Genomic DNA, 13177 nt, shown 5'->3' with positions numbered 1-13177 from the left:
GATGAAGGTCTGCGGCATGCGCGCGCCTTCGCCGCCGGGGCCGGCGTTGTCGATGTAGTTGGCCATCGAGAGTGTCCAGCTGCCGATCATCGGCACCTTCCAGCCGAGCTTGGTCATGCCGTTCGCGATCTGTGCCAGCTCGGGGCCGATGCCATAGGTCAGCACGGCCTCGGCGCCGGCTTCCTTGGCTTTGAGCAGCTGCGCGGTCATGTCCACATCCTTGATGTTGAACTTCTCGACCGCGACCGGCGTGATGCCTTTGGCCTTCAGCGCCTTCTCGAGATCTTCGCGGCCGAGCTGGCCGTAGTTGGTCGAGTCGGCCAGGATCGCGACCTTCTTGAAGCCGCGCCGGGTGATCGCCTCTTCGACGACCATCGGTGCCTGGATGCTGTCGTGCGCCGAGTTGCGGAAGATGTAGTTCTCGGGCTCCTTGTCGAACTGGTGCGTGATGACCGAGCCGGTGGCGACGTTGTTCATCACCGGAATCTTCGCTTCCTGGAAGAAGCGCTGCGAGGCCAGTGCGACGCCGGTGTTGATGTAGCCGACGGTCGCGACGACCTTTTCCTTGTTGATCAGCTCCTGCGCGATCTGCACGCCACGCTCGTTCTTGGCTTCGTCGTCGCGCTCGACCAGCACGAGCTGGCGGCCGAGCACGCCGCCGGCCTTGTTGATCTCTTCGGTGGCCAGGCGCACGCCGTCGCGCATGCTCACACCCATCGACGAAGAACCGCCGGTGAACGGGCCGGCCACGCCGATCTTGATCGGGTCGGCAGCCAGCGCGACTGAGGACGCAGTGGCAAGCGTCATGGCCAAGGCGGCGGCGGCGATCTGGGTCAAACAGGTCATCGAGTGTCTCCTGTTATGGGTTGATGTGGATTGTGCAGACCCGGCTCGGGCCCGTCTGCAACACGACGTAATTATCCGTGCGACCGCGAAGTTGCGCATGCGCATGACTGCTTGGGCGGTCTGCGTAGTTGTGCATGTGGGAATACGCGAGTGCGCCGCATGAAGGCGTCGCGTTGCGTCGAAACCGTAACGGAAAACGAAACGCAACCCAACGCGAAGCTGCTGATGTGGCGTTGCGCATGCAGCGCGGGCTGTCGCCGGGCAGCACGACGGCAGCACTTGCTGCGGTGACAGCGGTCGGCCCGCAGCATCGATGCCTGCCGGTCGTGCACAGTAAAAATGCCGTATCCAAATCCATGACCGCGCATCGCTCGATCCGGCTTGGCTCCATGTCCCTGGGCACGCTTTGCCGAAGCCGCGTGCTTCCCTTGCTGTTGCTGATTGCACAGCAGGGCGCGGTGCTGCACGGGCTGAGTCATTTCACTTGGCCGGCGGCGGTGCAGCTTGCACGGCCGCTGCAGGCCGAGCCACCGCAGCTTCACTTTCGCATCAAGGTGCTCTTGCCGAACAGTGATTCGACCAGGTCGACCGCCAGCTCGGCGGTCGCGTTCCTCACGTCGAACGCAGGGTTGAGCTCCATCACGTCGAGCGAGGCGAGACGGCCGGTGTCGGCGATCATCTCCATGCACAGTTGCGCCTCGCGGTAGGTGGGGCCGCCGTTGACGGTGGTGCCCACTCCCGGCGCGATGGCGGCGTCGAGGAAGTCGACGTCGAAGCTCACGTGCAGGTGGGTGTTGGCATCGAGCGTGGCGAGTGCCAGCTCCATGGTGTGGCGCATGCCCATCTCGTCGATGTAGCGCATGTCGAACACTTCGAGGTCGACCTCGTGAACCAGTCGTTTCTCGCCCGCGTCGACGCTTCGAATGCCGATCTGGCGCACCCACTTCGGGTTGAGCGCGGGCACCTGGCCACCGATCTCGACCAGCTCGCGCGGCCCGTGCCCGCACAGGCACGCCACCGGCATGCCGTGGACGTTGCCGCTGGGCGTGAGCAGGTTGGTGTTGAAGTCGGCATGCGCGTCGAGCCACAGCACGCGCAGCTTCTTGCCGGCCTCGCGGCAGTGGCGCGCCACCGCGCTGATGCTGCCGATCGCCAGGCAGTGATCGCCGCCCAGCAGGATGGGCAGTCGCCCACCGGAGAGTTCGGCGTGTACGGCGTCATGCACGGCCTGGTTCCAGGCGACCACTTCCTTCAGGTGGCGATAACCATCGGCAGGCGGTTGCCAGGGATTGCCCGGGCCGCTCAGGTTGCCGAGGTCGATGACCTCGAAGCCTTGCGCTTCCAAGGTGCCCTGCAGGTTGGCAACGCGCAGCGCTTCAGGGCCCATGGAGGCGCCGCGCGCGCCGGCACCAACGTCGGTGGGCGCGCCGACCAGCGAGAGGGTGGGGAGCGTTTTCATCTCAACGCCCCCTCGGGGGGCAGGGCACGAAGTGAGTGTGGGGACGATTCATCTTCAGGTGTCTTCGGCAAAGGCGCCGGTGGTGGTGTCGATCGCGTCCAGGCCATAGTGCTGCTCGATCACGCCCCAGGCCTCTTCGGCGCTCTCGACGAAGTGAAACAGCTTGAGGTCGCCGGGCGAGATCATGCCGGTGCCCACCAGCAACTCGAAGTTGATGAGCTTGGTCCAGAACTCGCGGCCGAACAGCAGCACCGGACGGCGGCGCACCTTGCCGGTCTGCATCAAGGTGAGCGCCTCGAAGGTTTCGTCGAGCGTGCCGAAACCGCCCGGAAAGCACACCAGCGCAATCGCGCGCATCAGGAAGTGCATCTTGCGCAGCGCGAAGTAGTGAAACTGGAAACACAACTCCGGCGTGATGTAGGCATTGGGCTCCTGTTCGTGCGGCAGAACGATGTTCAGGCCGATGCTCGGCCCACCGGCTTCGAACGCGCCGCGGTTGCCGGCCTCCATGACGCCCGGCCCGCCGCCCGTGACGATGGCGATTGGATGGTCGAGCCGCTTGGCCGCCTGGGTCACGAGGCAGGCGAAGCGCCGCGCTTCCTCGTAGTGGTGCGACATCGTGAGCTGCATCTCGGCCAGGCGCAGCGCGGTTGCATCGCCGGTGTCCTTGGCCAGGGCGATGCGTTCCAGTGCGGCCTCGCGCGGCAGGATGCGCGCGCTGCCGAAGATGACGATGGTCGACTCGATGCGGTGGTCGCGCTGCACCATCTCGGGCTTGAGCAACTCGAGCTGCATGCGCACCGGGCGCAGGTCTTCACGTAAAAGGAATTCGGCGTCGTCGAAGGCGAGCCGGTAGGCGCTCTCGGGGCCCGCGTAGCGCGAGGCCGGCGGCGTGGTCGCGGCCACATCCTCCTGGGCCGAAGGGAAGTTGCGCGCCGTGAGATCCTTGTGGCTTTGTTCCATGGGGGCAGCTTACCGTGCGGGGCGCACGAGCCGCGCAGTCTCATGATCGACGTTGCGAACACACCGGGCAATCGGCACGCCGCTCGATGCCGATCTCGGTCCACTCCATGGCTCGGCCATCGAGCATCTGCAGCCGTCCGGCGAGCGTCGGGCCGATTCCCGCGAGCAGCTTGAGCGCTTCGGCCGCCTGCATGCTGCCGATGATGCCGACCAGCGGCGCAAACACGCCCATCGTCGCGCAGCGCACCTCTTCGAAGCCGGCGTCCTCGGGGAACAGGCAGGCATAGCAGGGGCTGGCGGCGCTGCGCACGTCGTAGACGGAGATCTGGCCGTCAAAGCGGATTGCGGCGCCTGCCACCAGGGGCTTGGTGTGAGCGACGCAGGCGCGGTTGACGGCGTGGCGGGTGGCGAAGTTGTCGCTGCAGTCGAGCACCACGTCGGCCGCGCCCACCAGCTCGTGCAGGCGCTCGGCACCGGCCCGCTCGACCAGCGCGCGAACCCGTACGTCGGGGTTGATGGCGGCGATGCTTTGTGCCGCGGAGGTGGCCTTGGTCAGGCCCACGCGCGCGGTGTCGTGGATGATCTGGCGCTGCAGGTTGGTGAGGTCGACACTGTCATGGTCGACTACCGTGAGGGTGCCGATGCCCGCGCTGCCCAGGTAGAGCAGGGCGGGCGAGCCCAGGCCCCCCGCACCGATCACGAGCACGTGCGCGTCAAGAAATTTCTGTTGGCCTTCGACCCCGATCTCGTCGAGCAGGATGTGGCGGCTGTAGCGAAGCAACTGGTCGTCGGTCATGCGACGAGCATAGCGTCGGGCGCGCAGTAAAAAGCCCGCCTGAGCGGGCTTGGAGCGCGGTCTGAAGGGTCCCGCTCAGTTCGCTTTGGTGTCCTCGGGCTTGCGCTCGATCTGCGTCTTCGAGGCCAGCACGGTCTTGCCTTTCAGGCGGTTGATCGCCTGCTGCAGCGGAAAGTCTTCGGCACTGCCGAATTCCGGCAGTGGCTTGGGCGTCTTGTCTTTGGCGGCGGCGTTGGCTTCCTCGAGCCTCTTGAGCGCTTCTTCACGGGCCTTCTCGCGGGCCGGGTCCTTGACTTCGGTGCCCTGGCCGCTGGAAATGTGCTTTTCCAGATCGGCCTCGCGGGTGCGCAGTGCGGCGAACACGTTGCCGTCAGCGGTCTCGTCGAGCCACACGTCGGGCACGATGCCGGTGGCCTGGATGGATCGACCGCTGGGCGTGTAGTAGCGCGCTGTCGTGATCTTGAGCGCCGTTTCGGGCGAAAGCTGGCGCACCGTTTGTACCGAGCCCTTGCCGAAGGTCTGGCTGCCCATGATGATGGCGCGCTTGTGGTCTTGCAGCGCGCCGGCCACGATCTCGCTGGCCGAGGCAGAGCCTTCATTGACCAGCACCACCATCGGCACGTTTTTCAGTGCCTCGGGCAGCTTCTTCAGCGGGTCTGTGCCGCGCCGAGCGTAGAACTCGGGACTGGCCTTGAACACCGACTTGGACTCGCTGATCTGGCCGTTGGTGGACACGACCGTCACGTCCTTGGGAAGAAAGGCCGCCGAAATCGCCACCGAGGCTTCGAGCAGGCCGCCCGGGTCGTTGCGCAGATCCAGCACGATGCCTTTGAGGTTGGGGTCTTGCTTGTAGAGATCGTTCAGGCGCGCGGCGAAGTCCTCGACCGTGCGGTCCTGGAACTGGCTCACGCGAAGCCACGCATAGCCAGGCTCGATCAGCTTGGAGCGCACGCTCTGCACGCGGATTTCTTCGCGCGTGATGGTGATCGGGAAACTGCGGCTCTCCAGCTTGCGAAACACCGTGAGCATGACCTTGGTGTTGGGCTCGCCGCGCATTTTCTTGACGGCGGCATCCATCGTCATGCCCTTGACGAAGCTGTCGTCGATCTTGGTGATGAGGTCGCCGCTCTTGAGCCCGGCGCGAAAGGCCGGTGAGCCTTCGATTGGCGTCACCACCTTGACCAGGCCGTCTTCCATGCCGATCTCGATGCCCACGCCGACAAAGCGCCCGCTCGTGCCTTCGCGAAATTCCTTGAAGGTCTTCTTGTCAAAGTATTGGGAATGCGGGTCGAGCCCGGACACCATGCCGCTGATGGCGTCGGTGATGAGTTTCTTTTCGTCGACCGGCTCGACGTAATCGCTCTTGACCATGCCGAACACCGCGGCGAGCTGCTGCAATTCCTCGAGCGGCAGCGGTGCCGACGGGTTGCGCGCGATCGCGGTCAGCTGCATGGTCGTCAGCGCGCCAGCCACCGCGCCCAGGGCCAGCCAGCCCGCTACTTTTGTCTTAGCACCCATGACGTACTGCGTCCTCTTGAAAGCCCAAACCAGCATAGCACCGGCACTCGCCGTGTGAGTCGAGGCAAGGCCCGAAAGTTGCGTGCTTTTCGAGGACTTGCTCGCTTTTACCTACGCACCGTATGCGCCACCGGATGCTTCACGCGCAAAGGTGACCACGTGGTCCACCTCGGCACGAATGCCGATCCATTCGCCCAGCCGGTGATCGTGGTGCGATGGCACGTGCGCGAGTACGCGTTCGCCGGTGGCCAATTGCAATGTGTAAAGAAACTCCGAGCCTCGAAAGGCCTTGCGCTCGATGCGTGCCTTCACTGGGCTTTCATCGTCATGGACGATGTCGTCGGCGCGCAGCAGGACATCGCATTCGCCGCCCGGGTAGGCCGCGGGCAGCGGGCACTCCTCCACGTCCACCAAGTCGCCGAGCGGCGTGCGCACGCGCGGGCCGCTGGCGCCGTCGCCCTCGACGATGCGTGCCGGCGTAAACACCCCGTGGCCGATGAAGTCCGCCACGAAGCGCGTCGCCGGGCGGTGGTACAGGTGGTAGGCGTCGTCCCACTGCTCGAGGCGGCCGCGGTGCATGACGCCGATCACGTCGCCGAGCGCAAAGGCTTCGAGCTGATCGTGGGTCACGAACAGCGCTGTCGTGCCGGTTTGCTTCAGGATCGAGCGCAACTCCTGCGCCAGCCGCTCGCGCAGGTCGACGTCGAGGCTCGAAAACGGCTCGTCGAGCAGCAGCAGGCGCGGTGCCGGGGCCAGCGCACGGGCCAGCGCGATGCGCTGTTGCTGCCCGCCCGAGAGTTGGTGCGGCGCACGCTTGGCGGCGCTGCCAAGGCCGACCAGGTCGAGCAGTTCAGTGACCCGGCACTGGCGCTCGGCCGCCGGTTGGCCCTGGATGCCGAACGCTACGTTCTGAGCCACGCTCAGGTGCGGAAACAGCGCGTAGTCCTGAAACACCATGCCGATGCGGCGCATCTCGGGCGCGACATGCACGTTCCGTTCGGCGTCGCCCAGCACCGCGCCGCCCAGCGATATCTGCCCGGAGGCAAGCGGCTCCAACCCCGCAATGGCCCGCAGCAGCGAAGTCTTGCCGCAGCCCGACGGCCCGATGAGCACGCCGATGTCGCCCTGCGCCAACCCGAGCGAAACCGAGTCCACCGCGGACCGTTCGTCAACGGCGCCAGTGTCGGGCGTTGACGGATAGCGGATCGACACCTGGGTGAGGCTCAGCAGCATCCGCCTATGATATTGCCCGAACCTCTAATGAACGTCGTTTTCATTCTTGTTGGCGCCCGGGGCGGGCTCACCGGCTGACGTGCAGCGTCTGGCCGTCATGCTTTGCATTTTGCTGGCACTGCCGCTGCTCGGGGTGTTCGGCGCATGGCTTGTTCCAGACGCGAACAGCCTGGCGTTGCTGCGCCATCAAGCCTCCACCATCTTGCCCGGCTATGCGCTGACTTCGCTGTTGCTGGCGGTGGGCGTCGGTGCGGGGGTTGCGCTGTTGGGCGGAGCGACTGCGGCGGCGGTGACCCTGTTCGAGTTTCCGGGCCGGCGCCTGCTCACATGGGCGTTGCTGCTGCCGCTGGCGATGCCGGCCTACGTGCTGGCCTACGCGAGCACCGACTTCCTGCAATATAGCGGCCCGCTGCAGACCGGCCTGCGCGGCCTGACGGGCGCCGAGGGGCCGCTGTGGCCGGACGTGCGCAGCCTGCCTGGGGCGGTACTGCTGTTCACGCTGGCGCTCTACCCCTATGTCTACCTGCTCACGCGCGGCGCGCTGCTCGAGCGCGGCCTGCACCTGATGGAAGCCGCCCGGCTGCTCGGAGCGGGCCTGGCCCAGCGCATCCTCACCGTGGCCCTGCCGCTGGCCCGCCCGGCGCTCGCGGCGGGCGTGGCGCTGGCGCTGATGGAAACGCTGGCCGACTACGGCGTGGGCTCCTATTTCGGTCTGGCGACCTTCACCACCGGCATCTACAAAGCCTGGCTGTCAATGGACGACCGCATTGCTGCGGCCCAATTGGCAACCCTGCTGATGGCGGTCGTCGCCGTGCTGCTGTGGGTGGAGCAACGCGCCCAGTCACGTTTGCGCTACGCCAGCAGTCGCGGCGCGGTGCGCGGGCGCGAAGCGCGACCGGTGCGCCTGTGCGGGCACCGCGCCATGCTGGCGGTGGTGCTGTGTGCCACACCCGTCGTGCTGGGATTCGTGGTGCCGGTGGCGGTGCTACTGCATGGCGTCTGGCGCGAGGCTCGCTTCGGCGAGTTCGGCCTGCCCTGGGCGCGGTTTCTAGGCTGGGCCTGGACCAGCCTTCAGCTCGCGACGCTGTCGGCGCTGGCCGCCGTTACGCTGGCCATGCTGATCGGTTTCGTGCTGCGCAGCCGCCCGCGCGGCGTGGCCCGCCCCCTGGCGCGGCTGGTGTCGCTCGGCTATGCAGTGCCTGGTGCGGTGATCGCGGTCGGGCTGCTCGGACCGGTTGGCTGGGTGCAGGCCGCCGCCCCGGGCTCCGCCTTTGCAGGCTGGGTCACGGCAGGCATCACCGGCAGCATCGGCGGGCTGCTCTACGCCTACCTGGTGCGCTTTTCGGCGGTGGCGCTGCAGTCGGTCGAAGCGGGTTATGCGCGTATACCGCAGAGCTTTGATGACACCGCGCGAACCCTGGGCGCGAGCAGCTGGCGGCTCTTCGCCGGTGTGCATGCGCCCCTGCTGACGCGCTCGGCGCTGGCCGCGGCACTGCTCGTGTTCGTCGATGTCATGAAGGAGCTGCCGGCGACCTTGGTGCTGCGTCCCTTCGACAGCGACACGCTGGCGGTGGTGGCCTACCAGCTGGCGCGCGACGAGCGGCTCGCCGAGGCGGCGCTGCCGTCAATCGCGATCGTGGTGGTCGGTTTGATTCCCGTGTTGCTGCTGTCGCGCGCGATGCGCGAAAGGTAGGCCGGGGCGGGCCGGGGCGGTCGGCGTGGCTGGCGCCAGCTGACTCAGGCGCTACGCACGTCGCGTGTGGTGCCTCCGACAGGAATCGAACCTGTATCTGCCGCTTAGGAGGCGGCCGTTCTATCCGTTGAACTACGGTGGCGAGGCGAGGCGGCAGTTTAAGGCGCCTCGCTTGGACGCGCAGCGCGCAGACACCGATGCGCGAAACCAACGTGGAGCCCCCTCATCCATGTGAGCTTTGTCACTGTCGCACCTCGCGGGCCTTCATTTGCGGGGGGATCGGTGTCGCGAGCCGCTGCTAATGTCGGCGCATCGGAGTCGACATCACTCAAAAGGAGCAGCATCGTGGACATCCACACAGGCAAGGCAGCCAACGCATTGCGGAGCTTGCTGATGCGCGACCCAGGCGCGGCGCTATTGGGGCTGCGGCCCTTGCTCACACGCACCGGCGCCGCCCTGCTGCTCGACGCGGCCGTCTTTATCGTGATCGCCGTGCTGGGCATCAGCCTGCGGACGCCAGAAGGTCAACCGATGAACGATGGCGCGATGACCATGGCAGGTCTCTTGATCGGCTTCGCTTTGTTCTGGTATTCCATCAGCGTTGCCGACCTTGCTCGCTTTCGCACTCTGCAGCGACGCTGGATTGCCGCGCGCCGCGTCATGCGGCCACCGCAGGCCGCGGAGCCCGTGGATTCGCGGGTGACGCTGTGGAAACCTAGCGCCGAGCCGCGCACCCTGGCAACAATGTCGTCGTGTCGTCCGACACGACGCGGTGAGCCGCGGCCTTCACTGCTGCTGTGGCGCGCGGGCGCGCGGCAGCAGCAGGGGCGGTGAGCCAGGCTGCCCTAGCGCGGCACGCCCACGGGAAACCGGCTCAGTTCCATCTGAAGATCCAGATGAGGTCGACGGCGGGGTCTTCGCCGGATTGGGCACGCAACGTGAAGCGTTGTGCGATGCGGTAGATGAGTTGCCAGTTGCCGGCGGTGGCGTTGAGTCCGCGTTCGTAGCCGAGGTAGACGCGCTCGGAGATCTGCTTGCCCAAAGTGACCACGGTTTCACGCACGGCGCCGTCGCTTTGCCGCACCGATAGCTCGTCGAGCTGCAGCAGGCGCGCCACGTCGAAGTTGCTGTTGCTTTCGTCGGCGCCTTCGCCGGCCAGCAGCGCGAGCGCGGCGCGCTGCAGCAGCAGCGTCTCGCTGCCGCCCAGGCTGTCGTAGCTGCGCCCGGTCACGAGCAGTGCCAGCTTCTCGGTGGGCGGCAGTTCCGGGTCGGAGAACAGCCGCACGCGCGGTGCAACCGTGTTGCCGCCGACGATGACGCCCACACGGGTGTCAGTGTTGGCACGCACGGCCTCGATGTCCAGCCGCGGATTTGCGATGTCGCCGACGAAGGTGATCACGCCGCGGCTGATGTCGAGCTTCTGCCCGTAGGCCTCGTAGGTGCCGCGCTCGGCGCGGATCTCGCCGTGGGCGGTGAGCTTGCCGCTTGGCGTGGCGAGCCGCAGTTCGCCTTCCAGGCGCGTGTCGATGCCGCGCCCGCGCAAGCGAAAGCGTGGGCCCAGGTCGACGCTGAGTTTCATGTCGATGGCGCGGGCCTCGCGCGGCACCGCTGGCGCGTCGGCGTCATCCAGCGGCTTGTCGCCGATGCGCCGCACGGTCACGTCATCGCCGAGCGATGGCGCGTCGCCGCGGCTGATGTCAACCAGCCCTTCATCGACGCGCAATCTTCCGTCGACGGCAAGCGTCTCTGCATCCAGCCGCACGCGCGCCTGGCCGCTGGCGACCACGCGACGGTCGACGCGACCGAGCAGGGTCGCTCGCTCGGCCGTCACGGTGAGCTGCACCTGCGGCTCGGCACCCAGGCGCGCGTCACCGCTCAAGCGCACTTCGCCCTCGCCGGCCCGAAAGCGCAGCGTGGCCAGGCGTGCGCTCGTGCCGTCGAAGCGCGCGTCGAGCTCGCCTTCGGTCAGCGTCACGCCCTCGAGCGTGTTGCGCAGCGCGAGTTGCCGGCCCTGCACCTGGCCAACCAGCTCGGGGCTGCCGAAGCGCCCTGCCAGCCGCAAGCTCGCGTCGAGCTGCCCGCCCAGGCGCCAGCCGGCCGGCACCCAGGCGCCCCAGGCGGCGAGGTTTTCGACCTGGACATTGAGCTCGCCGGCCAACGCAGCATCGGGCGCCGGCCACAGCCGGTCGGCCGCGGTGCGCACCGTCTGCTGCCCGGACACCCGACCGAGGTTGCTGCCCACGATGAGCTCGGTGAAGCGCCACTCGCCCGCGTCGGCGCTGAGTGCCAGGCGCACCTCGCTCAGCCCGAGCGCCTGCCTGCTACCGAACTCGGTGACCTGCAGGTCGCCGCCGGTGCGCGCGATTTCCACGCGTGCCGTCACCTGCGGGTCGCTGCGCACGTCGACCTTCGCGCCCACGCGCAGGTCGCCGCTCCAGCCGAACTCGGGTTGCAGGCGCTGCAGCAGCTGCGCGACGCGAAACGGTTCCACCTCGGCCTGCAGTTCGAGCCGCGGTGGCCGCTCGCTTTCGCGCTCCCAGCGCAGCGTGCTCCAGCGCAGCAAGGCGCCGAGCACTTCGGCGCTGCCAGGGTCGGCGCTGACGCGCAGGCTTTGCGCATCGTGCTGCAACACCACGCGGGCGTCGCGCGCCACGATCAGCGGCAGGACGGGCGCCGGTTCCGCGGTGCGCGCTGCGGCGGCCGTTTTCGCCGACGCCGCGGCGGTACTCGGTCGCAGCGCCAGCTCGCCGAGATCGACCGTCCAGCGGTTCGGCGCACCGGCCGTGCCGGCCTGCCAGGCGCCGCGCAGCGCAGCGTCCAGGGTCAGCGGTGCCGGTTCGGTGGTGCCCACGGTGGCGGCTCGTGCCGACGATTCAGCGCCCGCCGACTGCGGCTGTCGCAGCGCGGCATGCAAGGTGACACGGTGCTCGGCAAGCGTGCCTTCGGCCTGCAGCGACGCGCTCGGCACCGCCAGGCCCGGCAGGCGCAGTAGCGTGAGGTCGAGCCGGCCCTGCACCACCGCGCGCGCCAGCGCTCGAGCCGCGGTGCCGTGGCCGCCGTCGCTGCCGGGCAGCGTGGCATCCCATTGCGCGTCGGCGGCGTCGAGCCGGGTGCTACCGAGCTGCAGCACGGCCAGCTTGACGGTGCCCCGCGAGGTGAGCGCGCCGCGCGCGCTGCCGCCGAACAACCAGGCGCCGACCGCGCCGTCGGCGCGCGCGTCGAGCTGCGCGCGCCCGGCAATGGGGCCCAGACCCAGGGCGTCGGCCAGCGGCGCGAGTCGCGCGAGTGCGGGCGCATCGAGTTGCAAGCGCACTTGTTCGTCGGCCGCGGTGGACAGGCGTGCGCGGCCGGCGCGCGCCGGTAAGCGCACTTGCAGCGCGAGTTGCGCGTTGTTGTCGGCCGCCGTCGCACGCCCGCTGGCGCTCAGCTGCCCGGCGCCGTCGGCCGCGGCGTCGAGTGATAGCGCGAGCGGCTGGCCGGCCAGCACGCTGTCGGCGAGGTTGACGGCGAGCGTGCCGCGCAGGGCGCCAAGGAAGGTGGCCGCGTCGGCGGCGCCTTCGGGGATCTGCGCGCGCAGCGCGGCGGTGCCGTTGAGTGCATTGCGGCTGCGGCGCCAGGCCGCCATCGGCTCGCCCGGCAGCCACTGCGCCGGGTCGAAAGCGCCGAGCACGAGCTCGGCCTGCGTGTCCCAATGCGGCGCCTGGCCCGTGACGTGGCGCGCACGGCCCTTGGCGTCGAGGCGGGCACTCCCGGCGCGCGCGTTGAAGGCTTCGAGCACCAGTTGCGTCGGCGTCGCGCTGCCGCGCAGCGTGAGTTGCACCGCGTCGCGCAGCGGCCGTGGGGCGCGCTGCCGCGCGGCGCCGGTGAGGGCGCCGTCGAGCCGCGCGCTGTAGTCGATGGTTCCGAACGGCGCGTCGGTGGCGTTGCCGGTCGGCGCGTCGTGCCTCACCTCGATCGGGCCGGAGAGGCGCAGCGGCGGCGCGCGCTGGTCGAGGCGATCGAGCCGCACGTCGCCGAGCGTCACGCGCAGCGTGCCGCTCGGTCCATCGATGCGACCGCTGGCGTCCACGGTGCCGGCCGCGCTGCGCATGTCGCCGGCCAGTTGCAGCCGCGCGCGTTCGATCTGCCAGGCCGCGCCTCGGCCGGTGGCGTGCAGGTCAATGGCCGCGAGTGGCAGCCGGTGCTGGTCCCAGCGGCCGGGCAGGGTGTTGGTGGCCTTCACCTGCACGATGAGCGGCTGCTCGCCGTCGAGTTGGATGGCGACGCTGCCGTTCAACTCGGTGGTTGGTGCGGTCGCCGAAAACGGCGCGAGCAGCCGCGCCAGGTCGATGGCGGAAAAGCGCGCATCGAGCTGCGACACCGGCAGCGCCGCAAACGGCGTGACCCGCGCGGTCGCGTCCAGGCGTTGCGCCTGCATCGTGAGCGCCGCGTTCACGCCGAAGCCGGCCAGTGGGCCGGCGGCCTGCGCGTCGAGCGCCACGTCGCGTGCCCAGTCCGGCAGCAGCGCGTCGTCAGTGAGCGCAACGCCGCTCAGGCGCACGCGCGCCTGCAGGGTCAGCGGCGCAGTGGCTTCCAGCTGGGCCCGGCCCTCGAGCCGCAGACCGCGCCAGCGCAGCGACAGCGCTTCCACGCGGTGGCTGGCGCCGAGCTCGACGCGGGCCTGCACGTC

9 protein-coding genes and 1 tRNA gene are annotated in these 13177 nt (G+C 68.6%); 2 read left to right on the top strand and 8 right to left on the bottom strand.

Features of this window, described 5'->3' with window-relative positions; translation table 11 throughout:
- The 6 genes from RMO12_RS05025 to RMO12_RS05000 all read right to left on the bottom strand — a co-directional run.
- Window positions 1-807 (bottom strand): ABC transporter substrate-binding protein (locus RMO12_RS05025; RefSeq protein WP_405029622.1); only part of this gene is annotated, 807 nt, incomplete at its 3' end.
- A 577-nt stretch (window positions 808-1384) separates the two neighbouring features.
- Window positions 1385-2305, bottom strand: a complete 921-nt coding sequence (gene rocF, locus RMO12_RS05020) for an arginase (protein ID WP_309624617.1) — start codon at window positions 2303-2305, stop codon at window positions 1385-1387.
- 54 nt (window positions 2306-2359) lie between these two features.
- On the bottom strand, window positions 2360-3268 hold the full coding sequence (locus RMO12_RS05015; protein ID WP_309638437.1) for an LOG family protein: 909 nt from the start codon (window positions 3266-3268) through the stop codon (window positions 2360-2362).
- 40 nt (window positions 3269-3308) lie between these two features.
- Window positions 3309-4064 (bottom strand): HesA/MoeB/ThiF family protein, encoded by a 756-nt coding sequence (locus RMO12_RS05010; protein WP_309638436.1) that lies wholly within the window; start codon window positions 4062-4064, stop codon window positions 3309-3311.
- A gap of 75 nt (window positions 4065-4139) precedes the next feature.
- Window positions 4140-5582 carry a S41 family peptidase gene (locus tag RMO12_RS05005; RefSeq protein ID WP_309638435.1) on the bottom strand — a complete coding sequence of 481 codons (1443 nt, stop codon included), beginning with the start codon at window positions 5580-5582 and terminating at the stop codon, window positions 4140-4142.
- Between the two features lie 111 nt (window positions 5583-5693).
- A complete protein-coding gene (locus RMO12_RS05000) occupies window positions 5694-6815 on the bottom strand; it encodes an ABC transporter ATP-binding protein (RefSeq protein WP_309624613.1) in 1122 nt (373 codons plus the stop codon).
- 97 nt (window positions 6816-6912) lie between these two features.
- Here RMO12_RS05000 and RMO12_RS04995 point away from each other — a divergent pair, with 97 nt between their 5' ends.
- On the top strand, window positions 6913-8508 hold the full coding sequence (locus tag RMO12_RS04995; protein ID WP_309638434.1) for an iron ABC transporter permease: 1596 nt from the start codon (window positions 6913-6915) through the stop codon (window positions 8506-8508).
- 67 nt (window positions 8509-8575) lie between these two features.
- On the opposite strand, the gene RMO12_RS04990 is transcribed toward RMO12_RS04995, so the two are convergent.
- Window positions 8576-8650: transfer RNA gene (locus RMO12_RS04990), tRNA-Arg, on the bottom strand.
- 140 nt (window positions 8651-8790) lie between these two features.
- Between RMO12_RS04990 and RMO12_RS04985 the strand changes: the two genes are divergently transcribed.
- Window positions 8791-9342 (top strand): hypothetical protein, encoded by a 552-nt coding sequence (locus tag RMO12_RS04985; protein ID WP_309638433.1) that lies wholly within the window; start codon window positions 8791-8793, stop codon window positions 9340-9342.
- Between the two features lie 40 nt (window positions 9343-9382).
- Here RMO12_RS04985 and RMO12_RS04980 read toward each other — a convergent pair.
- A partial coding sequence (locus tag RMO12_RS04980; RefSeq protein WP_309638432.1) for a translocation/assembly module TamB domain-containing protein occupies window positions 9383-13177 on the bottom strand: 3795 nt, incomplete at its 5' end.

The sequence above is a fragment of the Methylibium sp. genome (genome assembly GCF_031393925.1).
GTDB lineage: Bacteria > Pseudomonadota > Gammaproteobacteria > Burkholderiales > Burkholderiaceae_C > Methylibium.
Note: the sequence above shows the minus strand (reverse complement) of the source record. Positions and strands in the feature narration are given on the sequence as shown.

Excerpts from the sequence above, each read along its gene's own strand:
- rocF (WP_309624617.1), bottom strand. The coding sequence starts at position 2,305 with ATGAAAACGCTCCCCACCCTCTCGCTGGTCGGCGCGCCCACCGACGTT.
- RMO12_RS05015 (WP_309638437.1), bottom strand. The coding sequence starts at position 3,268 with ATGGAACAAAGCCACAAGGATCTCACGGCGCGCAACTTCCCTTCGGCC.
- RMO12_RS05010 (WP_309638436.1), bottom strand. The coding sequence starts at position 4,064 with ATGACCGACGACCAGTTGCTTCGCTACAGCCGCCACATCCTGCTCGAC.
- RMO12_RS05005 (WP_309638435.1), bottom strand. The coding sequence starts at position 5,582 with ATGGGTGCTAAGACAAAAGTAGCGGGCTGGCTGGCCCTGGGCGCGGTG.
- RMO12_RS05000 (WP_309624613.1), bottom strand. The coding sequence starts at position 6,815 with ATGCTGCTGAGCCTCACCCAGGTGTCGATCCGCTATCCGTCAACGCCC.
- RMO12_RS04995 (WP_309638434.1), top strand. The coding sequence starts at position 6,913 with ATGCTTTGCATTTTGCTGGCACTGCCGCTGCTCGGGGTGTTCGGCGCA.